Source organism: Streptomyces fragilis, assembly GCF_003112515.1.
Taxonomy (GTDB): Bacteria; Actinomycetota; Actinomycetes; order Streptomycetales; family Streptomycetaceae; genus Streptomyces; species Streptomyces fragilis.
In genome coordinates this window covers 69,573-96,019 of sequence record NZ_BEVZ01000001.1, presented here as the reverse complement: position 1 = coordinate 96,019, position 26,447 = coordinate 69,573, and the positions used below count along the sequence as shown (strand labels likewise).

Sequence of the window (26,447 nt, the reverse complement as noted above, 5' to 3'; positions counted from 1 at the left end):
GGAGCGACCGGGAGCGCGTTCGCCCTCGCCGTGACGGCCGCCGAACGGGCCGCGGGGCCGCTCCCCGTGTGGACGGAGAGCGGCCCCGCGGCCGGTACGGCGACTCGGAGACCGGCCCGGAGGCCGCCGGGGTCGGCTCAGAGGTTGTCGAGGTCCACGATCTCGCCCTTGGGGGCGCCGGTCGGGACCGGCTTGTCGTAGTCGCTGAACTTCAGGGAGACCGGGGAACCGCTCTCCGTGGTGTCGACCTGCAGCAGGTAGGGCTTGCCCTCGGTGGCGACGTACATCGTGGTGGAGCCCTTGCCCTCCTTCGCCGTCACGGTGAAGGCCGGGGTGCCGGCGAGCTCGGTCTCCTTGCCGCGCTTGGAGCCGGCGGTGCTCGCACCCTCGAGCTCGTCCAGCACGGTGTCGACGTTGCACATCTCCGCGACGTCGGCGGCGCCCTCGGCCGAGGTCTTGGCCCACTTGCCGCCGATCATGTCGACCATCGCGTCGACGGTCGCCTTGTCCTGGTCCTTGTTCTGGGCGCGCAGGGACTTCTCGTCGAGCTTCATGTACAGCGTCTTCCCGGTGCGGATGATCTCCATGGTGCCCTCGCCCTCGGGGCTGACGGTGCCCGCACACTCGCCCTTGTTGTTCATGGCGATGTCCAGGGTCATCGTCTTGCCGGTCTCCTCGTCCGGCACCGAGCCCGCGAAACGCAGCGACTCGGCGTCGGTGGTGGCCTTCAGGGCCTTGTCGGCGATCTGCTCGCCGGACAGGCCCGCGAAGACCTCCTCCTGACCGCTGCCCTTGGAGTCCTTCGAACCCTTGGAGTCCTTGGCGTCCGTGCCGGACTGGCAGCCGGTGACGAGCAGGACGGCGGTGGCGGCGGCCGCGGTCAGCCGGGCGGCGGTACGGGTGGAAGAGCGCATGGCAGGTGGTTCCTTCTCAGGTCCTGGAGACAGCGGCAGGTGTCCGGCGGCCGCGAAGACGCTGCACGGGCCGGTCGAGCAGGACCATGACAGCACGATTGTGTGAACGGGGTCAACCAGGTTCACAAATTAATGCCCGTACACGCTGTGTACCGGGCGTCCTGATGGCTATGCTCTGCTCCTAGCCGTCCGAGGGGAGTGCCTGGTGCAGGACAACGCGACCGAGGTGACGGCCGCCGACATCGCCCGGCTCGCCGGTGTGGGACGGGCGGCGGTCAGCAACTGGCGTCGCCGGCACGCGGACTTCCCGAAGCCGGTCGGCGGCACGGACACCAGCCCGGCGTTCCTCCTCGCGGAGGTGGAGCAGTGGCTGCGGCGGCAGGGGAAGCTGGTCGAGGTCCCGCTGCGTGAACGGGTCTGGCAGCAGGTGTCGGGTCACCCCGAGAGCCCGGCCGCCGCCCTGGTGCAGGCGGGCTGCGTGCTGCTCCTGGTGCACGAGCGGCCCACCCGCTGGCTGGAGATCGCCGCCGGTTCCGACGAGCGGCTCGCCGCCCTCCTGCCGGCGGACCTCGAGCAGATCCTCACCCGCCGCCTCGGTGGCACTGCGGCCTCCACAGAGGCGGGCGGACCGGACGGCCCGCGGGCCGTCCGGGTGCCCGCCGGGCCCGAACTCCTGGCGTCGGCGGCCCTGTTGCGGGGTGTCGCCGAGCTGGCCGGGGGGAGCGGTCCGCGCCAGACCTACGAGTTCCTCCTCGACCGGTTCGTCGACCTCCGCCACCACGCCCTCACCCCGCCCGGCCTGGCCGAGCTGATGGCCGACCTCGCCGAGACCGTGCCCGGGCCGGGCGGCGACGGGGGCGACGGCGACCGCGCGGCACCCCGCGTCGTCCTCGACCCGGCCTGCGGCACCGGCGCCTTGCTGCGCGCCGCCGCCTCCCGGCCCCACCCCGAGCCGGTGCTCCTCGGCCAGGACAGCGCCCCCGCCCTCGCCGCGCTCGCCGCCCTGCGGCTGGCGCTGCACACCCCCGGGCCGGTGCACACCGCCCCCGGCGACACGCTGCGCGCCGACGCGTTCCCCGCGGTGCGGGCCGACGCGGTCCTGTGCCATCCGCCGTTCAACGAGCGCAACTGGGGCCACGAGGACCTCGCCTACGACCCCCGCTGGGAGTACGGCTTCCCCGCCCGCACCGAGTCCGAGCTCGCCTGGGTCCAGCACGCCCTCGCCCGCCTCAAGGACACCGGCACGGCCGTGCTCCTGATGCCGCCGGCCGCCGCCTCGCGCCGCTCCGGCCGCCGGATCCGTGCCGACCTGCTGCGCCGGGGCGCGCTGCGCGCGGTCATCGCCCTGCCCGCCGGGAGCGCGCCCCCGCACAGCCTTCCGCTCCACCTGTGGGTGCTGCGCCGCCCCGGCGTCACACCGGCCCAGCCCCGGCTGCTGCTCGTCGACACCTCCGGCGGCACGGGGGGCCGCCCGGAGACCGACCGGCGCGAGGTCCGCGAAACCGCCTTGAACGCCTGGCGGTCCTTCGACCGCGACGGCGACGTCGCCGAGGAACCCGGCCGGGTCCGCGCGGTCCCGGTGATCGACCTGCTGGACGACGACGTCGACCTGACCCCCGCCCGGCACCTGCCCCCGCCCGTCACCGCCCAGGACACCGAGCAGCTCACCGTCGTGCGCGAACGCCTCGGCGAGACCCTCCGGCGGACCGCCGAACTGGCCCCGCTCCCACCGTCCGACCTCGCGCCCGCCCCGGGCGCCGGCGGCCCCGGCCCGGTCACCACCGTCGGGGAGCTCGTCCGCGGCGGGGTCCTCACCCTCCTGCAGGGCGGTACCGGCGGCCGTCGCGGTCTGCCGGTCCTGACCGACCACGACGTCCTCGCCGGCACGGCGCCCTCCGGCGCGCTGCCCGACGACGGCACCGGCGACGAGGAGCCGGTCGTCACGCGGACCGGGGACGTCGTCCTGCCCGTGCTCGGAGGCGAGCCCGTCGCCCGCGTGGTCGGCGACGAAGCCGCGGGTGCGGTCCTGGGCCGCAACCTGGTGCTGCTGCGGCCGGACCCCGACACCCTCGATTCCTGGTTCCTCGCCGGGTTCCTGCGGGGCACGGGCAATCAGCGCCGGGCCAGCAGCTTCGCCTCCACCGCCACCCGGCTGGACGTGCGCCGCCTGAGAGTGCCGAGGCTGCCCCTGGAGGACCAGCGCCGCTACGGCGAGCGGTTCCGCGCTCTCGACGAGTTCGAGGCGGCCCTGCGCCAGGCCGCCGCCCTCGGCACGCGCCTGGTCCGCGGCTCCTACGACGCCCTCACCGACGGCGTCCTGCCCCCGGTCTGACCCCCCCTCACCCCGTGCGCTCCCGCGTACCGCTCCGGTTCCCCGCAGACCTCGGCGACCGGAACGGGGAGGGACGGTGAAAGGGCCGCCCCCGACGGGGGCGGCCCTTTCACCGTGTGCGGGCGGCGACCCGTGAACGGTCGCGCGGGGTGCGGGTCAGGGGGTCTTGAGCTCCCAGACCACCGGCTCGGACATGAAGTCCGGGGTGATCGACAGGTCGATGCTCTTGGCACCCGCCTCGACGCTGAAGCCGTAGACGAGGGTGGCCTTCTTGCCCGGCGCGACGGTGCCCGCGTTGAGCTCCAGGCCGGAGTCGAAGTCGAACACCTGCGAACCGGGGGTGCCGTTCTCGCCGGCGGTCGCGTCGACCATGAGGTTCGCCAGCTTGTAGTTCTTCTTGGTGGTGTTCTCCACGACGACCGTCACCTTGTACGCGTCGTTGCCCTTCTCGTGGCCCGCGGAGACGTCGCTCGGCGAGAACTTGGCGATCTTGTCGATGCTGACGCTGACGCCGTCCTCCCACTCCGCCACCTCGTCGATGGTGAAGGGCTTGCCGTTCGCGGCCTCACCCTCGGGGCCCGCCTCGTCCGCGGACTCCTCGGTACCCGGATCCAGCGGCGCGCTCGTGCTGCCGGCCTCCTTCTCGAGCCGGTCGAGGTCCTTGGCGATGTCGTCGCCCAGCTTGTTGACCAGGAAGACCGAGGCGATCGTGATGGCGGCGGCGGCCACCACGGAGAGGGCGCCGAGCACCACACCGGTGACGGCCGCGCCCTTGTTGGTCGCCTCGCCCTTCTTCGTCTTGCTGATGCCGATGATGCCGAAGACCAGCGCGAGGATGCCGAGCACGCCGCCGAGCGCGGAAAGGATGACCGTGGCGGTGAGCACGAGGGCGATGATGCCGAGCACCAGGCCGGCGGTACCCATGCCGTTCTTCGGCGGCTGCTGGTACGGCGGCATGGGCGGCGGCGGTACGGGCGCGTAAGGCATCTGCTGGGACATGCGGGTTCCCCCTCCAAGGGTCGTGACTGCCGCCCGTTGTCGTGTCCACGTGCAGCACGCACAAGGAGATCATGGGTTGTGAACCCAATCAACCAGATTCCGGAGGCCGAGACGGTCTTGTGATGAATCGGGGACCTGAGTGTGAACAGTCGCCCAGTGACGTCCGGAGGGAGGCGGGGATCGCGGATCCGCTTCGGCGGCAGCGAGGGCTCTGATCCGACGTCCCGCCAGGTGGCACCGCCGTGGGTGTGGACGCTGTCAACCATGTTTCACGGCAGTGCTCTTTACGCGCTGTGAGCGTCATGATCCTGTAGCTATGCTCGGCCCACCGAACGAGGGAGAGGGGCCCCGTGCAGGAGGACGCGACCGTGGTGACGGCCGCCGGCATCGCCCGGCTCGCCGGTGTGGGACGGGCGGCGGTCAGCAACTGGCGTCGCAGGCACGGAGATTTCCCGAAGCCGGTCGGCGGCACGGAGACGAGCCCGGCGTTCCTCCTCGCGGAGGTGGAGCAGTGGCTGCGGCGGCAGGGGAAGCTGGTCGAGGTCCCGCTGCGTGAACGGGTCTGGCAGCAGGTGGCCGGACACCGGCAGGGAACGGCCGCGGCTCTCGTGCAGGCGGGCTGCGTGCTGCTCCTGGTGCACGAGCGGCCCACCCGCTGGCTGGAGCTCGCCGCCGGTTCCGACGAACGGCTCGCCGCCCTCCTGCCGGCGGACCTCGCCCACCTCCTCGCCCTGCGCCTCGGTCCGGACGCTCCGGCCGCGCCCGACGCCCCCGCCCTCGCCTCTGCCGCACCGATGCTGCGCGGCGTCGCCGAGCTGGCCGCGGCGAACGGTCCGCGCCACACCTACGAGTTCCTGCTCGACCGGTACGCGGACGCCCGCCATCACGCCCTCACCCCGCCGGGCCTGGCCGGGCTGATGGCCGACCTGGCGACAGCGCACGGCCCGGACCGTCCCGGCTCACCTCGGGTCGTCCTCGACCCGGCCTGCGGCACCGGCGCCCTGCTGCGCGCCGCCGCGCGGCCCCACCCCGGCCAGGTGCTGCACGGTCAGGACAGCGCCCCCGCCCTCGCCGCGCTCGCCGCCCTGCGTCTCGCCCTCCACACCCCGGGCCCGGTGCGCGTCACCACCGCCGACACCCTGCGCGCCGACGCCGTCCCCTCCCTGCGGGCGGACGTCGTCCTGTGCCATCCGCCGTTCAACGAGCGCAACTGGGGCCACGAGGACCTCGCCCACGACCCCCGCTGGCGGTACGGCTTCCCGGCGCGCACCGAGTCCGAGCTGGCCTGGGTGCAGCACGCGCTGGCCCGTCTGCACGAGGGCGGGACCGCCGTGCTCCTCATGCCGCCGGCCGCCGCCTCGCGCCGCTCCGGCCGCCGGATCCGTGCCGACCTGCTGCGTCGGGGCGCGCTGCGCGCGGTCATCGCCCTGCCCGCCGGAAGCGCGCCCCCGCACGGCCTCCCGCTCCACCTGTGGATACTGCGCCGCCCCGGCCGCGGCCCCGTCCCCGCGCAGGTGCTGATGGCCGACACCACCGACGTCCTCGCCCCCGAGGCACGGGCGGCGGACCTCTCGGCGGCCGGCAACCACGTCTCGGCAGCCTCCGCCCCCGCGCCCTCCGCCCCCGCGCCCTCCGCCCCCGCGCCCCCCGCCCCCGCGTCCCCCGCCCCCGCGCCCTCCGCATCCGCGCCCCCCGGGGCCGACGCGTCGGTGTCCGGCGTTCTCTTCCGGCCGGGGCGGGACTGCGGAGCCGTGCGGGAGGTGGCGCTGGGCCTCTGGCGCAGCTTCGACCGCGACGGAACGCTGGACGAGTGGCCCGGTGTCGCCCGTGCGGTCACGGTGATCGACCTGCTGGACGACGACGTCGACCTGACCCCCGCCCGGCACCTGCCCCCGCCCGTCACCGCCCAGGCCGCCGAACAACTCACCGTCGTGCGCGAACGCCTCGGCGACACCCTCCGGCTGACCGCCGACCTGGCCCCGCTCCCGCCGTCCGGCGACGCGCCCGCTGCCGGCGGCCCCGGCCCGGTCACCACCGTCGGGGAGCTCGTCCGCGGCGGGGTCCTCACCCTCCTGCAGGGCGGGGCAGGCGGGAGGCGAGGCGCCCGGGTGCTGACCGACCACGACGTCGTCACGGGCGCGGCGCCCTCCGGCACGCTGCCCGAGGACGGGACAGGCGAGGACGAGCCCGTGGTCACACGGGCCGGGGACGTCGTGCTCCCGGTGACCGGGGGAGAGGCGGTGGCCCGCGTGATCGGCGACGGGGCGGCGGGCGTGGTCCTGGGCCGCAACCTGGTGCTGCTGCGGCCGGATCCCGGCACCCTCGACCCCTGGTTCCTCGCGGGCTTCCTGCGGGGCACGGCCAATCAGCGCCGGGCCAGCAGCTTCGCCTCCACCGCCACCCGGCTGGACGTGCGCCGCCTGCGGGTACCGAGGCTGCCGCTGGAGGACCAGCGCCGCCACGGCGAGCGGTTCCGCGCCCTCGACGAGTTCGAGGCGGCCCTGCGCCAGGCCGCCGCCCTCGGCACGCGCCTGGTCCGCGGCTCCTACGACGCCCTCACCGACGGCGTCCTCGCTCCCCACTGACGCTCCCTCACCCCCAGCCGCCTCCGCGGCCGCCCCCGCACGCCACCCCCGGCTGCGATCCGGAAACGGATCCCGGACTCCGGGGCCAGGCACGCGAACCGGCCAGTACCCTGCTCGAAGCCGTCGATTCAACACAGGAGATGCCATGCAGGGCCAGGGCCATCACCACCCGGTCGCTCCGCCGCCGACCACCGGACTGCTGGTCTTCCTGCGGATCCTCTTCGTGACGATCGCGCTCGGCAGCATCGGCTTCCTGATGTGGGTCCCGCTGCTGCGGCTGGCGATCGTCACGCGCAAGACCGTCGACTGGGTGCTCTGCGGCCTCTCCTTCGTCCTGCTGGTGGTCTCCGTCGCGCTGCTGCTGTCGGAGCCGGACGACGAGGTCGACACCCCCGCCGAGACGGTCGGCGTGCTGCTGCTGCTGCTCACGATGCTCGCCGTCGTCTCCTACTACCTGGCCGCGGACATCCGGCACTTCGACGAGCGGCGCCGGCAGGCGGACGCCGCGCTCGCCGGGCACGGGCACGGGCACGGTCACGCCAGGGCGTACGGCTACCCGCAGAACACCGGCCCCTACGGCTACCCCGTGCTCCCGCAGCAGCAGCCCGGCACCTGGTCCGGCGGCGGCCACACACCCGCGCCCCACCACACCCCCACCCCGAGCCACACCCCGGCCGCGGCCCACACGCCCCCGCCGCCCACCACTCCCGCGCCCGGCGGCCGCATCGACCAGGTGCGCGCCGAGCTCGACGAACTCAGCGAACTGCTGCGCAAGCAGGACGGCGGCCCGGAGGACGTCAGGTGACCACCACCACCGGCCGTGTCGTCGCCGGACGCTACGAGCTGTCCACGCTGATAGGGCAGGGCGGCATGGGCCAGGTGTGGACCGCCTACGACCGACGTCTCGACCGCCGCGTCGCCGTCAAGCTGCTGCGCCCCGACCGGGTCGCCGGGGCCGAGGCGGAGGAACTGCGCCGCCGCTTCCTGCGCGAGTGCCGGGTCACCGCCCAGGTCGACCACCCCGGCCTGGTCACCGTCCACGACGCGGGCAGCGAGCAGGACGACCTGTTCCTGGTCATGCAGTACGTCGACGGCGCGGACCTCGCCGACCACCTCGCCGAGCACGACCCGTACCCCTGGCCGTGGGCGACCGCCGTCGCCGCCCAGCTGTGCGCGGTGCTCAGCGCGGTGCACGCGGTGCCGATCGTCCACCGCGACCTCAAGCCGCGGAACGTCATGGTCAAGCAGGACGGCACGGTGACCGTGCTGGACCTCGGCGTGGCCTCCGTGATGGATTCCGACACCACCCGCCTCACCCACACCGGCTCGCCCATCGGCTCGCCCGCCTACATGGCGCCCGAGCAGGCCATGGGCGGCGCCGTAGGCCCCTACACCGACCTGTACGCGCTCGGCGTGGTGCTCCACGAACTCCTCTCCGGCGAGGTCCCGTTCGCCGGGACCACCGCGCTCGGCGTCCTGCACCGGCACCTCTACGACCCGCCGCTGCCGCTGCGCCGGCTGCGCGCGGAGGTGCCCGAGCCGCTGGAGCGCCTGGTGCTGCGGCTGCTGGAGAAGGACCCGCAGAACCGCCCGTCCTCCGCCCAGGAGGTCTACGAGGCGCTGCTGCCGCTGCTCCCGGAGCGAGGGCTGCCCAGCGGCGCGCCGCTGGACCCCACCCGGCCCTTCCTGCGCCCGCACGCGCCCTGGCCCGACCGCGCCCGCACACCCGCCCCGCGGCCCGTCACCCCGCCGCCCCCCGTCGGCCCCGCGGCCTCCAGGGCGGCCAAGCCGGCCGTGGCCGACGCCGTGGACGAGGTCAAGCGGCTCCTCGGCGACGGGCGGATCACCCAGGCCGTGGACCTCCTCGGCGCGATCCTCCCGGACGCCGCCGACCAGCACGGCGAGCGCTCCCCGGTGGTGCGCACCCTGCGCAAGCTGTACGCCGCCACCCTGATGGACGACGGCCAGTACCGCCGCGCCCTGCCCGAGCTGCGCCGCCTCGCCGAGGAACGCGCCGCCGAGGCCGGACACGACGACCGGCAGGCGCTCGGCTTCCGCTTCGACGCCGCGCTGTGCCTGGAGCAGCTCGGCGAGGCCACCGCCGCGCTCGCCGAGTACCGCGCGCTGCTGCCCGCCTACGAGAACCCGTACGCCGGCGGCGACCCGGCCCGCGCCCACGACCTGCGCCGCCGCATCGGGCACCTGCTGCTCGCCCTCGGCGACCGCCAGGCCGCCCACGACACCCTGGCCCGCCTGGCCCTGGACGTGGAACGCCTGCACGGCCCCGCCCACCCCCTGGTCGGCGACCTGCGCCGCACCCTCCAGTGGCTCGGCCAGATGGGCGGCTGACCCCGAGGCCGACCCCGCGTCGGCCCCGCGCCGACCCCGCAGCCGCCCCGCGGCCGGTCCGGGGGCCGACACCCGCCTCGTCCGGACGGGCGGGCACCCGTCCGGGCAACGCGCGGCGCTCGCCGGTTGCGGCGGGACTTCCCGATCGTTGGCACGACGTTGGCGCCAGGGGCTGGTTCACAGCCCCGGCGCTGCCTACCATCGATCACCGCAAGACTTTGTGCACCAAAGCACAAACTCCAACGGGAGGTTTCCTTGCAACGCCGCCGTCGCCGTACCGCGCTCCTCCTCACCGCCGCCTTCGCGGCGCCACTGCTCACCGCCTGCGGAACCGAGGCGCACCCGGGCGCCGCGGCCGTGGTGGGCGGGGAGCGGATCACCCAGGCCCAGGTCGAGGAGCGGGTCCGCGAGGTGCGCGACGCCCAGCGCGCCGTGGTCCCCGACGACGAGCAGTACCGGCAGGTCGTCGCGCAGTCCGGGTCGCTGGCCCGGTTCACCGTGCAGTCCATGGTCGTCGACCGGGTGCTGCACCACGCCGCCGAGGAGGCGGGCGTCACCGTCACGCCCAAGGAGGTCCAGGACCTGCGGACCAACCTGGAGCGGCAGCTCGGCGGGGAGAAGGGGCTCCGGAACACCTGGCTCCAGCAGTACGGCGTCGCTCCCGCGCGGCTGGAGGAGAACCTGCGCCTGCAGGTCGCCGCGGGCGAGCTGGCGCAGCGGCTCGGCACCGAGACCGACAGCCCCGCCTTCACCAAGGCGCTCGCCGACGCCTCCAAGGACCTCGGCGTCGAGCTCAACCCGCGCTACGGGACCTGGGACGCCGACAAGAGCGCGCGGGTCGACCTCAAGACCCCGTGGGTGCGGGACGTCGAGGCCTGAGCCGAGGGGGCCGGGGGCGGGAGCCGGCGCACCGCTGCGTTACGTTCGAAGGGTGAACGCCAACGCCTCGCCCGACGCCCCCGGCCGCGTCGTCCTGCTCACCACCAGCCACCGGGTCGCCCCCGGTCTGCTGTCCTGGCCCGCCTGGCGCGTCCTGCGCGAGGCGGACCGGGTGCTCTGCGCGGACGGCACGCACCCGCAGCTGCCGTACCTGCGGGAGGCCGGGGTGACGGTGGAGGAGGCCTCGCCCTCCGCCCAGGAGCTGGTGGACGCGGCGGCCGGCGGGCGCACCGTGGTGGTGGTCGCCGGCGGCGAGGGAGAGCCCGCGCTGACCGACGGCCTGGCCCGGATGGCCGGCTCCGGCCGCGTCGCGATGCCCGACCTGGAACTGCTGCCCGCCTCCTACGACCTGCCCGGAGCGCGGCTCCTGGACCTGGTCGCGGTGATGGACCGGGTCCGCACCGACTGCCCGTGGACCTCCCGGCAGACCCACGAGGGCCTCGCCAAGTACGCGCTGGAGGAGGCGTACGAGCTGGTCGAGGCGATCGAGACGGGCAACCGCGAGGAACTGCGCGAGGAGCTGGGGGACGTGCTGCTGCAGGTCGTCTTCCACGCCCGGATGGCCGAGGAGGACGCCGAGGAGCCGTTCTCCGTGGACGACGTGGCGGGCGGCCTGGTCGCCAAGCTGATCCACCGGCATCCGCACGTCTTCGGCGAGGAGTCCGCGGCGACGCCGGAGGAGGTGGAGGAGCACTGGCTGCGCACCAAGGCGGTCGAGAAGCAGCGGTCCTCGGTCACCGAGGGGGTGCCGCTCGGGCAGCCGGCGCTGGCACTCACCGCCAAACTGGCGTCGCGGGCCCGCAAGGCGGGACTCGACGCGGCGCTCCCGGCGGGTGAGGGCGTCGGCTACGAGCTGCTGACCCTCGCGGTCCGCGCGGAGGAGGCGGGCGTCGACCCGGAGTCCGCGCTGCGCGCCGCCGCCCGCGCCTACCGCGACGCCATCCGCACCGCCGAGGCAGCGGGCCCCCCGAACGCCTGAACCCGGTCCCGCGCCGCCCTCACGTCTCCTGAGCAGGGGCACCGTCGCCCAGCGGCACGAATGCCCGCAGGACGGAGCGGCGTGGGCCTGATCCGCGCGTCGGGCGAGGGGGACTCAGCTTTCCGCGATACGGGGGGTGAACTCCACCGGCAGCGTCCGTACACCCCGCATGATCAACCCTCCCCGCCAGCGCAGCTCCTCCGGTTCCACAGCCGGCCGCAGATCCGGCAGCCGGGTGAACAGCGACCCCAGCGCCACCCGCCCCTCCAGCCGCGCCAGAGGCGCCCCCAGGCAGTAGTGGATGCCATGGCCGTACCCGAGGTGCTGGTTGTCCTGCCGGCCCAGGTCGAGCAGGTCAGGCTCCCCGAACCGGGCCGGATCACGGTCCGCAGCCGCCAGCACCACCAGCACCGGATCGCCCGGCGCGATCCTCTCGCCGCCGATCTCCACGGCCTCACGCGCATAACGCCAGGTTGCGATTTCCACCGGACCGTCGAAGCGGATCAACTCCTCGACCGCCGAATCCAGCAGCTCCGTATCGCCGGCCTCCAGGGCCGACTGGAACACCGCCCGCTGCTCCGGATTCCGCAGCAACGCCAGTGCCCCGTTACCCACCAGATTGATGGTCGTCTCGAAACCCGCGAACAACAGCACGAAGCACATCGCGACCACCTCGTCCTCGCTGAGATGCTCGCCGTGATCGCTCGCCCGGATGAGCCCGGAGATCAGGTCGTCCCCCAGCGCTCCCCGCTTGCGGTGAATCAGCTCCGCCAGGTACGCGCGAATCCTCTTCACCGCCCGCGCCACCCCGCCGCGCGGCCCGGAACCGTGGCGGATCATCATGCCCGCCCAGTCCCGCAAGTCGTCCTGGTCCTCCTGCGGAACGCCGAGCAGATCACAGATCGCGTAAATCGGCAGAGGGAACGCGAACTCGTGGATCAGGTCGGCGCTTCCCCGATCGGCGAAACCATCCAGAAGGCGATCCGTCAGCTCCTGCACCCGCGGTTCGAAAGCAGCCACCCGCTTGGGAGTGAATGCCTTGGAAACCAGTCGGCGCAACCGGGTGTGATCAGGCGGGTCGATGTTCAGCAGGTGCGTCATCACGTTGGCACTTCGTTCGCCCGGGATGCCGGTCTTCCCGCGACCCTCGGCGTCTTCGGCGTGGTGCACCGGATTCTTCGACAGACGCTGGTCTGCCAGGGCCGCCCGCGCGTCCGCGTATCGCGTCACCAGCCACGCCTCGACCCCGCTGGGGAGGCGGGTCCAGTACACCGGAGACGATTCCCGCAGCTGCCCGTAGGCCGGGTACGGGTTGCTCGCGAACGACCACGAGAAGAGTTCAGGAACCACATCGCCACTCACACAGGGGACGGTACCTCCCGCCCGGTAACCGAGGGACCCATGCTCAGGCGCAGTGCCTGCTCACGGCGGAGCCGCCGGCAGTCGTGCTGCTCCAGTCGTGATGTCCGGTAAGCGCCGCTAACTCGTTCGGATGAACGGCAATCACTCGCGGAGCGCGGTGCCGGCGGCCCCGGCGGGCCGTTGCCCAGGCCCGCCTGGCCACCACTTCTCCCGTTCGAGCGAGAAGGTTCCGACAAGCCCTCTTCGTCGGGCTCGTACGGGTAGCTTTTGCCACAAAACAGCACCGGCCCTCGTCCGCTCCGAGGAGCGGACGAGGGCCGACACCAACCCGGCGGTGCGGGAACACCCCGGGGAGGGAACAGTCGCGGAGGACTGAACCATGCCGATTGTGGCACGCCCGCGCGCCCAGGAAACGGCGGCGCTCGTCGTCGCCAAGTACCGGCGCGTATCCACCCCGGACCAACTCGACGGCTTCGGCCTGGAAGAGCAGGACCGGATCTGCAACGAGTGGCTCTCCCGCCACCCTGGGACCACGCTCTACGACGACTACGTGGACGGGGCCGCCTCCGGAGCCTTGGAGAGCCGACCCGACATGGACCGCCTTGTCGCTGACGGCAAGGGCCAGAACTTCAACCGCATCCTCGTCCCCAAGGTCGACCGCATCGGCCGCACCGCCAGGGCGGCTTACCAGTGGGCCTGGAACATGGCGGACATCGGCATCCACTTCATCTCGGTCGCGGAGGGCATCGACACCTCCACCGAGAACGGCTGGCAGCAGTTCATGCAGTACGTCACCTTCTCCGAGACGGAGTGGCGACGCATCAAGGAACGCACCGTCGCAGGCCGCGAGCTCAAGATCAGCTACGGAGGCTGGCCCGGCGGTCCCGCCCCGTACGGATACCGCATCGCCGAGAATTCGCCCCTCGTCGCCGAACGCAGGCGGAAGAAGTTCACCGTCCTCGTGACCGACTCCCATGAGGCGATGGTGCTGTCCGTCGCCGTCGCCCTTCTCGTGGACGACGGCCTCAACATCAGCGAGACCGCCGAAGAACTGAACCGGCGCAAGCACTACACCCGCAGCGGGGTCCCCTGGTCGGCCGCCAACCTCCGCGCCCGGCTGCGCCACGAGTCCATCCAGCACGGATACGTCCTCTACCGGAAGGCCAACCGCGGCAACGGGAAGAACACCACCCTGCGCCACGAGGACGGCAGCCCCGTCCACGGCGAGACCCTCAAGATCGCCGTACCCCGCATCTTCGACGAGGCTCGCGCCAACACCCTGGTCGAGAGGCTCAAGGAAGTGGGCTTCAGGAACGCCCGGAAAGCCGACCGCCCCTACCCCTTGTCGAACCACATCAAGGGCCGCTGCGGACAGGACTACGTCGGCGGTGGCACCGCCGAGCGGCGGGCCTACCGGTGCAACGGACTCACGGTCAAGGGCGCTTCGTGCGGTGAGCCCTCCTTCGGAGCCGACGAGATCGAAGAGGCTGTGTGGACGCCGCTCAGCGGACTTCTCAAGGACGAGCGCCGGCTGCGCGACATGGCCGGGGAACGCGTCAGGACCCTGCCCGGGGACCGCGCGAAGTACGAGGCGCGCGTCCACGCCTACACCGAGCAGATCGCGCAGCAGGAGACCCTCCTTCAGCAGCGCGTGCCTGAGTACGTCCGCGCGGGCGTCTCCCCGCAGGTGCTCGACGCGGCCGTCAGGAGTCTTGAAGGGGAGAAGCAGCGGCTGGCAAAGGAGAGGGCCATCGCCCAGCAGTGGCTCGACCAGCATGCCGAGCAGGAGGACCGGGTCCGCCGTCTCGTGGGCATCGTCAGCAACGCCCCCGAGCACCTGGACACCATGACGCCCGAGGAGCGGGCGGACATCTTCGCCATGCTGAAGCTGGAGATTCACCCCGGCCCCGTGGAGAACACGGCGAAGCCCGGCGTCCGGTGCGAGGTGACCGACTGGCACCACGAGACGGGGATGCTCGTCCCGCCGGATCCGACCGACGAGGAATGGGAGACCGTCCTCGAAGTGCTGCGTGGCTACTTCCACGGCCGGCGCAGGAAACACTTCGCTGGCAAGTACGACATCCGTGAGCAGTACAGGGGAATGCTGCACCGCCTGCGCCACGGTCTGTCCTGGGTGGGTATGCCGCTGACCTTCGGTCCGGTGAACGCCATCCGCGAACGCCAGTTGACGTGGTGGAAGGAGGGCGCCTGGAAGGACGTCATGACAGCCCTCGGGGCAGACAAGAGGGGGGTACCGGCCTACAGGCGGCCGACCCTGCCGACGCTTCGGATCGTGGCGCAACTCGGCGTCGGCCTGCTGGTGGAGGTGAACACCGGGAATGCGCTGGACAAGCCGAAGAGCGAGGCGGAGTTGTCCTCCTCACATCACGTTTCTTCTCTTCCCTGCCACATCAGGGCTGAGAGCTCACGGTCGACCTGATCGGCGACTGCGCCAACGTGTTGCTCACTCACTCCGCCGAGCGCGAGTGACTGCCCCGCTCGCCCGCCTCGAGGGCCGCGCCGCTCTCGCGACCTTGCTCACTCGCCTGCCCGACCTCCAACTCGGAGCGGCGCCCGAGGAGTTGCGCTGGCGCGGCGGGCTCATCATGCGTGGCCTGCGGACTCTTCCGGTCGAGTTCACTGCCGAGACGGGACCAAGTGGAAGCAATAGTTCGACAGTTCTGTGATGTTCGTGTGTTCTCCGCGACATCGAGTTGTGACGAACGTTGATCACCGGCTACGTTCCCGCACAGACGTGGCGACCCCCCGGCGGCCTGCCGGGCGCGGTCGCGCGCCCACAGCAGTCGACGAAAGGCATCCGCATGCTCTCCGGAAACGGTCGTCACCGCCGCCCCCGTCAGGCGCCGGCGGTCGTCGTCGCAGCCGGCGTGACCGGGTCCGCCCTCGCCCTGCCGCTGTTCGCGGCCTCCGGCGCGAGCGCGGCCGACGGGGCGACCTGGGACCGGGTCGCCGAGTGTGAGAGCGGAGGTGCCTGGAGCGCCGACACCGGTAACGGGTTCTTCGGCGGTCTCCAGCTCACCCAGGACCAGTGGAAGGAGAACGGCGGCCTGTCGTACGCCGCCAGCCCGGCCGAGGCGAGCCGTTCGCAGCAGATCGCCGTGGCCGAGCCCATCCTCGCCGAGCAGGGCGCCACTCCGTGGCTCGCCTGCGGTGCGATGAACGGTTTGCGCGAGGACGCCCCCGCCGCCCAGGTGGACACCGGCGTGGACGCGCTGCGCACCGGCGACGTGACGGACACCGGCGCGTTCGACGGTTCGGCCTCCGGCTGGGGATCCGCCGGCGGCGACCGCACCGGCGGTTCCGACGCCGGGCGGGCCGACGAGGCGCGCGGCGGCGGCCTGGCCGGGGCGGCCGGCGACACCGACCAGGGTGCACTCCGGGGCGGGGGCCACGGCCTCTTCCCCGGCGGCGACTACGCACCGGCGGACGGCGGGTCCTTCGACCTCGGTCAGGAGGCCGGCCAGGACCAGGGCCAGGGTCTGGACCTCGGTGAGGACCTGGGCCTGGTCGACACCGGCACCGGCGCCCCCGTCGTCCCGGACCTGCCCGAGGTCGGCGGCGGCGACACGGGCGAGCACGGCGGCGGCCAGTCCGGCGACCAGGGCGACAACGGCACCGGCAAGGGCGACGGCGAGGACAAGGGCGACACGGGCCAGGAGGAGACCGGCGACACCGGCTCGTCCGACGAGGACGCGCCGCTGCTCGACGGCGAGGGCGACCCGCTGTTCGGGGACGACACCCCGCTCTTCGGCGACGACGCCGCCGCGGAGGAGGACGCGGACGCCTCCTCCGGCTCCGGCCGCCACCGCGGGGCGAGCGCCGAGGAGAGCACGGAGACCACGAGCGGCTCCTCGGGCCGTCACGCGGCCCCCGTGGGCACCTACACGGTGCAGGCCGGTGAGAGCCTCATCTCCATCGCCAAGTCGCAGGACGTGCAGGGCGGCTGGCGCGCCCTGTACGAGGCCAACGAGGACCTGATCGGGGACGACCCGAACCGTCTGGTGGCGGGCACGAAGCTGTCGCTCCCGGCCTGAACGGGGCCGGCGGCAGGAGCGGACGAGACGATCAGGCGGGGTGAAAGTCGGGCAAAATCGGGGGAGTTACCCACCCTTTCGTCCTGGAATGTCTGATTCCGGAGAAGTGAGAGATGGGTCTCAGAAGCCCTGATCGTCTTTGAAATCCCGGCATGGGCGTGGCTAACGTCGAACCGCTCGCTCCAGCGGGCCCCGGCGGCCGTCACGCCTAATCCTGCCAACGGCCGTACGGGACATGTCGTCGCGTCATGCGCCGTAGGCAGGAGCGGGGGAACCAGGTAAGCGCCGGGTCCGGCAGCCAGATCGCCGGACCGGCTTGGGGTGAAGCCGTGCACCGGGAGGTGCGCGGCCGGGCGACCCTCATAGCCCGAACCCGACAGCTCACCTCGCAGGCGTCGGTGAGGGGATACCTCCATGTCGTTTTCCTGCCAGGGCAAGCACCGTCGCCCCTCCAAGGCCAAGCGCGCCTTCGCCGTCGCCGGTCTCGCCGGCGCCGTCGTGGCCGCCCCGCTGATCACCGCGGGCACCGCCTCCGCCGCCACCGAGTCCGAGTGGGACGCCGTCGCCCAGTGCGAGTCGGGCGGTGACTGGTCCATCAACACCGGCAACGGTTTCTACGGCGGTCTGCAGTTCACCAACCAGACCTGGGCCGGCTTCGGCGGCACCCAGTACGCCGCCCAGGCCAACCAGGCCACCAAGGCCCAGCAGATCGAGATAGCCGAGAAGGTCCTCGCCGAGCAGGGCCCGGGCGCCTGGCCGCACTGCGGCGTCGGCCTGTCCAGCGCTCCGTACCAGGGCGGCGGTGCCGCCGAGGCCCCCGCCCAGGAGCAGGCCCCGCAGCAGGAGGCCCCGGCCCCGGCCCCCGCGCCGGAGACCGAGAAGCCCGCCCAGCCCGTCAAGGCCGAGAAGCCCAAGAAGGCGGAGAAGGTCACCACGCCCACCGGCAAGAAGGTGCTGAAGGGTGACGGCGAGTACAAGGTCCGCAAGGGCGACTCGCTCAGCCTGATCGCCGAGAAGCACCACACCAAGGGCGGCTGGAAGAAGCTGTACAAGCTGAACAAGGGTGTCGTCGAGAACCCGCAGCTGATCTACCCGGGCCAGATGCTCCACCTGAGCTGACCGCCCGCCCCGGCGGCGGCCCTGCCCTCAGCGGCGGCCCCGCCCCGTGGCAGCCCCGCCCCCGTGTGCGTGATCCGCGCACGGGGGCGGGGCATTTGCGCGCAATACGTCCACCGACTTTTTGTTTCGGGTCGGAACAATTAATCTCCTGTTACCCCTCCGTAGAGGGGGCGACCGGCTGGCCGATCCCGTCCGGCCGGTTAGGCTCGGTCTCGCAGAGCCACGGAGGCTGTGCACCCCGTGCCGGACCAGGTGGTCCGGCACCACCCGCGTCACATCCCAGAAGGAGATGCTCGTGCCGTCCATCGACGTCGTCGTAGCCCGGGAAATCCTGGACTCCCGAGGCAACCCCACGGTCGAGGTCGAGGTCGGCCTCGACGACGGCAGCACCGGCCGTGCCGCTGTTCCGTCCGGCGCCTCCACCGGCGCCTTCGAGGCCATTGAGCTTCGCGACGGTGACAAGAACCGCTACCTCGGCAAGGGCGTGGAGAAGGCCGTCCTCGCCGTCATCGAGCAGATCGGCCCGGAGCTCGTCGGCTACGACGCCACCGAGCAGCGCCTGATCGACCAGGCGATGTTCGACCTGGACGCCACCGACAACAAGGGCTCCCTCGGCGCCAACGCCATCCTCGGCGTCTCCCTCGCCGTGGCGCACGCCGCCTCCGAGGCCAGCGACCTGCCGCTCTTCCGCTACCTGGGCGGCCCCAACGCGCACCTGCTCCCGGTGCCGATGATGAACATCCTGAACGGCGGCTCGCACGCCGACTCCAACGTGGACATCCAGGAGTTCATGATCGCGCCGATCGGCGCCGAGTCCTTCTCCGAGGCCCTGCGCTGGGGCACCGAGGTCTACCACACCCTCAAGAAGGTGCTGAAGACCAAGGGCCTGGCCACCGGCCTCGGCGACGAGGGCGGCTTCGCCCCCAACCTCGGCTCCAACCGCGAGGCGCTGGACCTGATCCTCGAGGCGATCAAGGAGGCCGGCTACACCCCCGGCCAGCAGATCGCCCTCGCGCTCGACGTCGCCGCCTCCGAGTTCTACAAGGACGGCAAGTACCTCTTCGAGGGCAAGGAGCGCTCCGCCGCCGAGATGACGGAGTACTACGAGGAGCTCGTCGCGGCCTACCCGCTCGTCTCCATCGAGGACCCGCTGTTCGAGGACGACTGGGACGGCTGGAAGACCATCACCGAGAAGCTGGGCGACAAGGTCCAGCTCGTCGGCGACGACCTCTTCGTCACCAACCCGGAGCGCCTGGGCCGCGGCATCGAGGAGGGCGCCGCCAACGCCCTGCTGGTGAAGGTCAACCAGATCGGCTCGCTGACCGAGACCCTGGACGCCGTCGAGCTGGCCCAGCGCAACGGCTTCAAGTGCATGATGTCCCACCGCTCCGGCGAGACCGAGGACGTCACCATCGCCGACCTCGCCGTCGCCACCAACTGCGGTCAGATCAAGACCGGCGCCCCGGCCCGCTCCGAGCGCGTCGCCAAGTACAACCAGCTGCTGCGCATCGAGGAGATCCTCGACGACGCCGCGGTGTACGCCGGCCGCAGCGCCTTCCCGCGCTTCAAGGGCTGACACCCCGGCCCCCGGGCCGCGACGTCAGACGGTGTGCCCCCGGAGCTCCGGCTCCGGGGGCACACCCCTGTCCGTCTCCCGGGGCGGCCCGCCGCGCTCCGCCGCGCCCCGGCGTCACGTACCGTGTGCGGGGAAGAAGACGCAGGACGGTCGCCAGGACGGTCACGCGGCACAGCAGGCACACGGCACGCCGACGGGGAGGCGCGGAGAAGATGGCGCAGAACCGGGACCGGTTCTCCACGACCACCCGGCTGCGGCTGCTCGGTGAGCAGACCGCCGCCCGCGTCTACCGCTCCCAGACCCGCCGCCAGGCCCGCCGCTCCCGGCTGACCGGCCGGGCCGCGCTGCTCGCCCTGGTGCTGTGCACCCTGATCGTCGCCCTGGCCTACCCGACCCGGCAGTACGTCTCCCAGCGCGCCGAGATCGCGAAGCTGGAGGAGGAGCGCGACGCCGCCCGCCGGCGGGTGGAGGAGCTGCGTGACCTCAAGGCGCGCTGGAAGGACGACGCCTACGCCGAGCAGCAGATCCGCAAGCGGCTGCACCAGCTGCGGCCGGGGGAGACCGGGTTCACCGTGCGCGGCGCCGCCTCGGCGCGGCGGCCGGACGCCGGACGGCCCACCGCGGACCGCCCCTGGTACGACATCCTGTGGGAGGACGTCGACACGGCGGACGAGGCGGACCGGGCCGACGCCGGCCGGGGCGCCCACGCGGCCGCCCGCGCAGACGCCGCCCGCGCCGACGCCGCCCGCTGACGCCCGACCGCCCCACCCGTAGACCGAGAGAGCAGAACCCCAGGCATGGAAACGCCCCCGCCGCCCACCGAGCGCACCGAGCCCACCGACGCGGACGTCGAGGCGTTCCAGCTCCAGCTGGGCCGTCCCCCGCGCGGGCTGCGCGCCATCGCGCACCGCTGCCCCTGCGGGCAGCCGGACGTCGTGGAGACCGCGCCGCGGCTGCCGGACGGCACGCCCTTCCCGACGACGTACTACCTGACCTGCCCGCGCGCCGCCTCCGCGATCGGCACGCTGGAGGCGGACGGCGTGATGAAGGAGATGACCGAGCGCCTCGCCTCCGATGCGGAGCTCGCCGCCTCCTACCGCGCCGCCCACGAGGACTACATCCGGCGCCGCGACGAGATCGAGGTGCTGCAGGGCTTCCCCAGTGCGGGCGGCATGCCCGACCGGGTCAAGTGCCTGCACGTCCTGGTCGCGCACTCCCTGGTGGCCGGTCCGGGCGTCAACCCGCTGGGCGACGAGGCCCTCGCCATGCTGCCGGAGTGGTGGCGCAAAGGCCCCTGCGTGACGCCGCAGGCGTGCGCCGCGCCCGAGGCGGGCGAGGGCGCACACGTCGCGACCACGGAGGACGGCTCGGGGTACTTCAGCGCCGAGCCGGTCGAGGAGGGCGACAAGTGACCCGGGTCGCCGCCGTCGACTGCGGAACCAACTCCATCCGCCTGCTGGTGGCCGACGCCGACCCGGCGACCGGCGAGCTGACCGAACTCGACCGCCGGATGACGATCGTGCGGCTCGGCCAGGGCGTCGACCGCACCGGCCGGCTCGCCCCCGAGGCGCTGGAGCGCACCTTCGCCGCCTGCCGCGAGTACGCCGCCGTCATCGAGGAGCACGGCGCCGAGCGGATCCGCTTCGTCGCCACGTCCGCCTCCCGGGACGCCGAGAACCGCGACGAGTTCGTGGCCGGGGTCCTCGGCATCCTGGGCGTCGAGCCCGAGGTGATCACCGGCGAGCAGGAGGCCGAGTTCTCCTTCACCGGCGCCACCCGCGAACTCGCGGGCCGCACCGACCTGGCCAAGCCCTTCCTGGTCGTGGACATCGGCGGCGGCTCCACCGAGTTCGTCGTCGGCGACGACCGGGTGCGCGCCGCGCGCTCGGTGGACGTGGGCTGCGTGCGGATGACCGAGCGCCACCTGGTCGAGGACGGCACGGTGGTGGACCCGGCGACGGCCGAGCGGATCGCCGCCATACGCGCCGACGTGGAGGCCGCCCTGGACCTCGCCGAGGAGAGCGTCCCGCTGCGCGAGGCCCGGACGCTGGTCGGTCTGGCCGGCTCGGTCACCAGCGTCTCGGCGATCGCCCAGGACCTGCCGGAGTACGACTCCGCCGCCATCCACCACTCCCGCGTCCCCTACGAGCGGGTCCGCGAGATCACCGGGCGGCTGCTGGGCGCCACGCACGCCGAGCGTGCGCGGATCCCCTCCCTGCACCCCGGCCGGGTCGACGTGATCGGCTCCGGCGCCCTGGTGCTGCAGGCGATCATGGAGCGGATCGGCGCCGAGGAGGTCGTGGTCAGCGAGCACGACATCCTCGACGGCATCGCCTGGAGCATCGCCTGAGCGGCCGCTCGGGCGAGGCCCCGTGCAGCGCATGACATGACTCACACAACCGGTGCGGACCGGGAGGGCAACCCTCCTGGTCCGTACCTGTTTGTCCCCGACGCCGGGCTGTCGGCCCGGCGGGAATCATGCGCAAGACCAGGGCGGATACGGTCAACCGCTCGTAAAATCCAGCGAGTTGACCATCGCCTCGCGCACCGCGCACGGCGGCCCCGGGGAGGGCCCTGGTGGTGGTCCCGCCGTTCCTCGCCGCACCCGCGCACTTCGCCCCAGGAGGCAGTCCGTGCACAAACGCCGTTACCTGGCAGTGGCCGCCGCTCTCGCCGTGACCGCGCCGGTCGCCCTGTCCGCCTCCTCGCCGGCCTTCGCGGAGCCGTCGGCACCGGCGGCCGCCGAGGCCGGTACCACCGTCCAGGAGCTGGAGAAGGCCCTCGAGGAGGCGCGCGCCGCCCACAGCGCGGCCGTCCTCGCCCGGATCGAGGCGTACGGCGAGCTCGAGGCCCTCGTCGACCCCGACAAGAGCGACCCGCCGGCCCTGGTGGTCGCCGCCGAGGAGGCCAGGAAGGCCGCCGACGAGGCCAAGGCCGCCCTCGACGCCGCCGTGACGCGCGTCGGGGCGGCGAGGACCGCGCTGGCCGAGGCGGACGAGGCGGGCAGGGCCGCCGCCGAACAGGAGCTGGCCGACGCCGAACTCGCGCTCGAGGACGCCCGGCAGGCCCACGTCGAGGCGGCCGAGAAGGCGAAGACGGCCGGCACGGCGCTCGACGACGCCCAGGTCGAGGCGGCCCGCGCGTACGAGCTCGCGAAGCAGACCGAGAAGGCCGCCAAGGAGAAGGCCGAGGCCGCCGAGAAGGCCCTCGCCGACGCCAAGAAGTGCACCCAGGCCGAGGAGCTGAAGTCGAAGGCGGTCGGTCTGCCCGAGCAGCTGGTCGCCGGCGACCGGGTGCCCTTCACCTTCCGGATCACCAACGGCACCGAGCACACGGTCGACGTCGAGCCGCTGACCTTCGTCGTGCTCGACAGCCCGGGCGCCGACCAGGAGGACCTCGAGGTCGAGTGGAAGAGCCGGGACGGCTGGGTCGAGCTGGAGCCCGCCGGGAGCCCGGAGCTGGTCGTCGAGGACCTGGAGCCCGGCAGCCAGGCCAGGATCAGGATGCGGCTGACCGTCGACGAGGACACCCCGAAGAGCCACCTCCACGCCTCCTTCGCCGCGGACCCGGTCACGGGCTCCGTCCCGTGCCTCTTCGGCCCGATGAAGAACTACGGGATCGACGTCCTGCCCGCGGGCAGCACCCCGAGCCCCTCGCCGGGCGACGGCGCCTCGCCGAGCCCGTCCACGAGCGCGAGCCCGGCCCCGGGTGCGAGCGCCACCCCGGGCGCCGCCCCGCAGGGTGGCACCGGCAGCCTCGCCGCGACCGGCTCCACGGTGACCCCGGTGGCCCTGACCGCCGCCTCCGCACTGGTGCTGGGCGCCGGAGCGGTGGTCGTCTCCCGCCGCCGCAGGGCCGAAGTCCGGTCCTGATCAGGTCCCCCACCGCGGCCCGGCGGCGCGCCTCCGCGCAGCGCCGGGCCGCGGCGCGTCCAGGGCCGTTCGGACCTGCGAGGGTCCTTCCCGGGGCCTTCTCCACCCCTCCGCGAAGAACCTTCGTGAAGTTCTTCACAAGGAATTGGCCCCTGGAGGGCGACAAGCGGCGCGACGAGCGGTCGACAGGGGGCGGAAGAGGCGGTTCCGTGCATCCGTGCGAGGGGTCCGCCGCGATGCGGGCGCGGACGCGCGCCCCGTCGCCGCGTGTTCCTCACACCGTCCTTACACGGACAAGGAGCAGCTCACGGGCCATGGACAACGAGGGGAAGGTGCACACCGTTCCCCGTCCGCGCAATGATCTCGGTCACGTGAGCGGCGCAGTGTAGCAGAGCACCGGTAGAAGCTTGTGAAGGGGCGCACGAAGGTCACCCCCTGATGAGGTGGATACTCGATGCCATGAGCACCACGGAGCGTCCCAGGATCCTCGTTGTAGGCGGTGGGTACGTAGGCCTGTACGCGGCACGACGCATTCTGAAGAAGATGCGCTTCGGCGAGGCGACCGTCACGGTCGTCGACCCGCGCTCGTACATGACCTACCAGCCCTTCCTCCCCGAAGCCGCCGGCGGCAACATCTCGCCGCGCCACGTCGTCGTCCCGCTGCGACGCGTGCTGCGCAAGGCCGAGGTGCTGACCGGTCGCGTCACCACCATCGACCAGGACCGCAAGGTCGCCACGGTCGCCCCGCTCGTCGGCGAGTCCTACGAGCTCCCCTTCGACTACCTCGTGGTCGCGCTGGGCGCGGTCTCGCGGACCTTCCCGATCCCGGGTCTGGCCGAGCAGGGCATCGGCATGAAGGGCGTGGAGGAGGCCATCGGCCTGCGCAACCACGTCCTGGCCCAGCTGGACAAGGCCGACTCGACGACCGACGAGGAGATCCGCCGCAAGGCGCTCACCTTCGTCTTCATCGGCGGCGGCTTCGCCGGCGCCGAGACGATCGGCGAGGTCGAGGACATGGCCCGCGACGCGGCCAAGTACTACAAGAACGTGTCCCGCGAGGACATGCGCTTCATCCTGGTCGACGCCGCGGACAAGATCCTCCCCGAGGTCGGCCCGAAGCTCGGCCAGTACGGCAAGCAGCACCTGGAGTCGCGCGGCGTCGAGGTGCACCTGTCCACCTCCATGGACTCCTGCGTCGACGGCCACGTCGTCCTGAAGAACGGCCTCGAGGTCGAGGCGGGCACCATCGTGTGGACCGCCGGCGTCAAGCCCAACCCGGTGCTGTCCCGCTACGGCATCGCGCTCGGCCCGCGCGGTCACGTCGACTGCGCACCGACCCTCCAGGTCCAGGGCACCGACTACGTCTGGGCCGCGGGCGACAACGCCCAGGTTCCGGACCTGGTCGGCCGTGCGGCCGGCAACCCGAACGCCTGGTGCCCGCCCAACGCGCAGCACGCGCTGCGTCAGGCCAAGGTCCTCGGCGACAACGTCCTCTCGGCGATGCGCGGTTTCCCGCAGAAGGACTACAAGCACGCCAACAAGGGCGCCGTGGCGGGCCTCGGCCTCCACAAGGGCGTGGCGATGATCGTCATGGGCAAGATGAAGATCAAGCTCAAGGGCCGTCTCGCCTGGTACATGCACCGTGGCTACCACGGCATGGCCATGCCGACCTTCAACCGCAAGATCCGTGTCCTCGCGGACTGGACCCTCGGTGCGCTGACCAAGCGCGAGGTCGTCTCGCTGGGTGCCATGGAGCACCCGCGCGAGGAGTTCTACGAGGCCGCCAAGCCGGCCCCGGCCGCCGCCGTGGCCGCCCCGGCGCCGAGCGCCGTCGCCGCCGGCAAGACCGAGGAGAAGGCCAAGGCCTGACCTCCGGTCACCTGCGTGAGCCCGAAGGGGCTGCCCACCTTCCGTGGTGCGGGCAGCCCCTTCGGGCGTTCCGGCGTTGCTTTTCGGCCGATCGTTTGCTTTTCGGACGCCCGCGGCGGGCGGTGCCGATGTTTCGGGATGTTTCGTTGCCGCGGGCTGTTTACAGCAGGTTCACAGTCGCCCTATGGTCCGGAGTGGGAGCGCTCCCACCCCCACGTTTCTATGTCATGCCCATGTGCTGCACTCGGGTGGACGACCCGGCGGCGCACGACCGGCGTGACCGGCGAAAGGCACTTGCCGTGACCAGACTGACCAGCCGCTTACGCGGCCTCAGGCGCAAGACCTCCCTGCTCACCGCTTTCGCGACTCTGCTCTCCGGTTTCGGCCTGGTGCTGCTGGCCCAGGGGCCGGCCGAGGCTCACGGTGTCGCCATGTCTCCGGGCTCCCGGACCTACCTTTGCTACAAGGACGCGATCACCGGCTCCGGCGCGGCCTCCCCGACCAACGCGGCCTGCGCGGCGGCCCTCGCCCAGAGCGGCTCCTCCTCCCTCTACAACTGGTTCGCGGTCCTCGACTCCAACGCCGGCGGCCGTGGCGAGGGTTACGTGCCCGACGGCACCATCTGCAGCGCCGGCGACCGCTCCCCGTACGACTTCAAGGGCTACAACCTGGCCCGCAGCGACTGGCCCAAGACGCACCTGACCTCGGGTTCCAGCTTCCAGTTCAAGTACAGCAACTGGGCCGCCCACCCGGGTTCGTTCCGCGTCTACATCACCCGCCAGGGATGGTCGCCCACCTCTCAGCTGAAGTGGTCGGACCTGCAGCTGATCCAGACCGTCACCAACCCGCCCCAGACGGGTTCGGCGGGTGCCGACGGCGGCTACTACTCCTGGAACACCTCGCTGCCGTCGGGCCGCTCCGGTGACGCCCTGATCATGGTCCAGTGGGTGCGCTCGGACAGCAACGAGAACTTCTACTCCTGCTCCGACGTCGTCTTCGACGGCGGCAACGGCCAGGTCACCGGCATCGGCGGCAGCACCACGCCGAGCCAGCCGCCCACCAGCACGCCGCCCACCAGCACCCCTCCGACCACGCCTCCGACCTCGCCGAGCCCCAGCTCCTGCATGGCGTCGTACAAGGTGGTCAGCTCCTGGGGCGGCGGCTTCCAGGGCGAGGTGCAGGTGATGAACCACGGTACCTCGGCCCTCAAGGGATGGCGCGTCAACTGGACCAACGCCGCCGGGACGTCCGTCGCCAGCCTCTGGAACGGCAACCTGACCACATCCGGATCCTCGGTGACGGTCACCAACGCGGCGCACAACGGATCGGTACCGGCCGACGGCACGACGACCTTCGGGTTCACGGCCAACTCCTCCGGGAGCAACCTGCCGACCGGATCCGTCTCCTGCACGGCCCTGTAGCCGCCCAGGACCGCACTTCCCGAGGGTGAAGGGTCTGTGGACAGTCGCACGGCTGTCCACAGACCCGGCGGGACCG

General features: G+C 72.6%; 19 protein-coding genes, 1 pseudogene and 1 riboswitch. Of the genes and pseudogenes, 17 read left to right on the top strand and 3 right to left on the bottom strand.

Annotation, left to right across the window (positions count from 1 at the left end):
* Window positions 1-137 precede the first annotated feature (137 nt).
* Entirely contained in the window at window positions 138-914 is a 777-nt protein-coding gene (locus tag Sfr03f_RS00390) for a hypothetical protein (protein WP_108951636.1), read from the bottom strand.
* Window positions 915-1,119: 205 nt separating this feature from the next.
* On the opposite strand from Sfr03f_RS00390, the gene Sfr03f_RS00385 reads away from it, so the two are divergent.
* Window positions 1,120-3,246 carry an N-6 DNA methylase gene (locus tag Sfr03f_RS00385; protein WP_108951635.1) on the top strand — a complete coding sequence of 709 codons (2,127 nt, stop codon included), beginning with the start codon at window positions 1,120-1,122 and terminating at the stop codon, window positions 3,244-3,246.
* Between the two features lie 156 nt (window positions 3,247-3,402).
* Here Sfr03f_RS00385 and Sfr03f_RS00380 read toward each other — a convergent pair whose 3' ends face one another.
* Window positions 3,403-4,245, bottom strand: coding sequence for a DUF4190 domain-containing protein (locus Sfr03f_RS00380; protein ID WP_108951634.1), 843 nt, complete (start codon window positions 4,243-4,245; stop codon window positions 3,403-3,405).
* 350 nt (window positions 4,246-4,595) lie between these two features.
* On the opposite strand from Sfr03f_RS00380, the gene Sfr03f_RS00375 reads away from it, so the two are divergent.
* From Sfr03f_RS00375 to Sfr03f_RS00355, 5 genes are all read left to right on the top strand, one after another.
* A complete protein-coding gene (locus tag Sfr03f_RS00375) occupies window positions 4,596-6,830 on the top strand; it encodes an N-6 DNA methylase (RefSeq protein ID WP_108951633.1) in 2,235 nt (744 codons plus the stop codon).
* Window positions 6,831-6,975: 145 nt separating this feature from the next.
* Window positions 6,976-7,635, top strand: a complete 660-nt coding sequence (locus Sfr03f_RS00370; protein ID WP_108951632.1) for a hypothetical protein — start codon at window positions 6,976-6,978, stop codon at window positions 7,633-7,635.
* Window positions 7,632-9,179 (top strand): serine/threonine-protein kinase, encoded by a 1,548-nt coding sequence (locus Sfr03f_RS00365; protein ID WP_108951631.1) that lies wholly within the window; start codon window positions 7,632-7,634, stop codon window positions 9,177-9,179. Before Sfr03f_RS00370 ends, Sfr03f_RS00365 begins: the two co-directional genes overlap by 4 nt.
* A 255-nt stretch (window positions 9,180-9,434) precedes the next feature.
* Window positions 9,435-10,058, top strand: a complete 624-nt coding sequence (locus tag Sfr03f_RS00360; protein WP_108951630.1) for a SurA N-terminal domain-containing protein — start codon at window positions 9,435-9,437, stop codon at window positions 10,056-10,058.
* 52 nt (window positions 10,059-10,110) lie between these two features.
* Window positions 10,111-11,097 carry a nucleoside triphosphate pyrophosphohydrolase gene (locus Sfr03f_RS00355; protein ID WP_108951629.1) on the top strand — a complete coding sequence of 329 codons (987 nt, stop codon included), beginning with the start codon at window positions 10,111-10,113 and terminating at the stop codon, window positions 11,095-11,097.
* Window positions 11,098-11,211: 114 nt separating this feature from the next.
* Here Sfr03f_RS00355 and Sfr03f_RS00350 read toward each other — a convergent pair whose 3' ends face one another.
* Window positions 11,212-12,459: a cytochrome P450 family protein gene (locus tag Sfr03f_RS00350; RefSeq protein WP_108951628.1), complete on the bottom strand. Its 1,248-nt coding sequence runs from the start codon at window positions 12,457-12,459 to the stop codon at window positions 11,212-11,214.
* A gap of 379 nt (window positions 12,460-12,838) precedes the next feature.
* On the opposite strand from Sfr03f_RS00350, the gene Sfr03f_RS00345 reads away from it, so the two are divergent.
* The 11 genes and pseudogenes from Sfr03f_RS00345 to Sfr03f_RS00295 all read left to right on the top strand — a co-directional run bounded on the left by Sfr03f_RS00345 (window position 12,839) and on the right by Sfr03f_RS00295 (window position 26,371).
* Entirely contained in the window at window positions 12,839-14,899 is a 2,061-nt protein-coding gene (locus Sfr03f_RS00345) for a recombinase family protein (RefSeq protein ID WP_108951627.1), read from the top strand.
* Window positions 14,900-14,951: 52 nt separating this feature from the next.
* Window positions 14,952-15,146: pseudogene (locus Sfr03f_RS30990) on the top strand (cytochrome P450); the annotation flags it as partial.
* Between the two features lie 135 nt (window positions 15,147-15,281).
* Complete coding sequence (locus Sfr03f_RS00335) at window positions 15,282-16,514, top strand: LysM peptidoglycan-binding domain-containing protein (protein ID WP_108951626.1); 1,233 nt, start codon at window positions 15,282-15,284, stop codon at window positions 16,512-16,514.
* 241 nt (window positions 16,515-16,755) lie between these two features.
* Window positions 16,756-16,924: riboswitch (cyclic di-AMP (ydaO/yuaA leader) on the top strand.
* Between the two features lie 4 nt (window positions 16,925-16,928).
* Window positions 16,929-17,633: a LysM peptidoglycan-binding domain-containing protein gene (locus Sfr03f_RS00330; protein WP_108951625.1), complete on the top strand. Its 705-nt coding sequence runs from the start codon at window positions 16,929-16,931 to the stop codon at window positions 17,631-17,633.
* Between the two features lie 295 nt (window positions 17,634-17,928).
* Window positions 17,929-19,209 (top strand): phosphopyruvate hydratase, encoded by a 1,281-nt coding sequence (gene eno, locus Sfr03f_RS00325; RefSeq protein WP_108951624.1) that lies wholly within the window; start codon window positions 17,929-17,931, stop codon window positions 19,207-19,209.
* A gap of 212 nt (window positions 19,210-19,421) precedes the next feature.
* The gene (locus Sfr03f_RS00320) at window positions 19,422-19,961 is read left to right on the top strand and encodes an FtsB family cell division protein (protein WP_108951623.1); all 540 of its coding nucleotides are present in this window, start codon (window positions 19,422-19,424) and stop codon (window positions 19,959-19,961) included.
* Between the two features lie 45 nt (window positions 19,962-20,006).
* Window positions 20,007-20,621 carry a DUF501 domain-containing protein gene (locus tag Sfr03f_RS00315; protein WP_108951622.1) on the top strand — a complete coding sequence of 205 codons (615 nt, stop codon included), beginning with the start codon at window positions 20,007-20,009 and terminating at the stop codon, window positions 20,619-20,621.
* The gene (locus Sfr03f_RS00310; protein ID WP_108951621.1) at window positions 20,618-21,559 is read left to right on the top strand and encodes a Ppx/GppA phosphatase family protein; all 942 of its coding nucleotides are present in this window, start codon (window positions 20,618-20,620) and stop codon (window positions 21,557-21,559) included. Before Sfr03f_RS00315 ends, Sfr03f_RS00310 begins: the two co-directional genes overlap by 4 nt.
* Before the next feature lie 283 nt (window positions 21,560-21,842).
* Window positions 21,843-23,081, top strand: coding sequence for an LPXTG cell wall anchor domain-containing protein (locus tag Sfr03f_RS00305; protein WP_159105504.1), 1,239 nt, complete (start codon window positions 21,843-21,845; stop codon window positions 23,079-23,081).
* Between the two features lie 459 nt (window positions 23,082-23,540).
* On the top strand, window positions 23,541-24,950 hold the full coding sequence (locus Sfr03f_RS00300; protein WP_108951619.1) for an NAD(P)/FAD-dependent oxidoreductase: 1,410 nt from the start codon (window positions 23,541-23,543) through the stop codon (window positions 24,948-24,950).
* Between the two features lie 299 nt (window positions 24,951-25,249).
* Window positions 25,250-26,371, top strand: coding sequence for a lytic polysaccharide monooxygenase (locus Sfr03f_RS00295; protein ID WP_435841903.1), 1,122 nt, complete (start codon window positions 25,250-25,252; stop codon window positions 26,369-26,371).
* Window positions 26,372-26,447: the final 76 nt, after the last annotated feature.

Bases quoted from the DNA above. Each gene is read 5' to 3' on its own strand.
- Sfr03f_RS00390 (WP_108951636.1), bottom strand. From the start codon at position 914: ATGCGCTCTTCCACCCGTACCGCCGCCCGGCTGACCGCGGCCGCCGCC.
- Sfr03f_RS00380 (WP_108951634.1), bottom strand. From the start codon at position 4,245: ATGTCCCAGCAGATGCCTTACGCGCCCGTACCGCCGCCGCCCATGCCG.
- Sfr03f_RS00370 (WP_108951632.1), top strand. From the start codon at position 6,976: ATGCAGGGCCAGGGCCATCACCACCCGGTCGCTCCGCCGCCGACCACC.
- Sfr03f_RS00345 (WP_108951627.1), top strand. From the start codon at position 12,839: ATGCCGATTGTGGCACGCCCGCGCGCCCAGGAAACGGCGGCGCTCGTC.
- Sfr03f_RS00335 (WP_108951626.1), top strand. From the start codon at position 15,282: ATGCTCTCCGGAAACGGTCGTCACCGCCGCCCCCGTCAGGCGCCGGCG.
- Sfr03f_RS00330 (WP_108951625.1), top strand. From the start codon at position 16,929: ATGTCGTTTTCCTGCCAGGGCAAGCACCGTCGCCCCTCCAAGGCCAAG.
- Sfr03f_RS00320 (WP_108951623.1), top strand. From the start codon at position 19,422: ATGGCGCAGAACCGGGACCGGTTCTCCACGACCACCCGGCTGCGGCTG.
- Sfr03f_RS00315 (WP_108951622.1), top strand. From the start codon at position 20,007: ATGGAAACGCCCCCGCCGCCCACCGAGCGCACCGAGCCCACCGACGCG.
- Sfr03f_RS00300 (WP_108951619.1), top strand. From the start codon at position 23,541: ATGAGCACCACGGAGCGTCCCAGGATCCTCGTTGTAGGCGGTGGGTAC.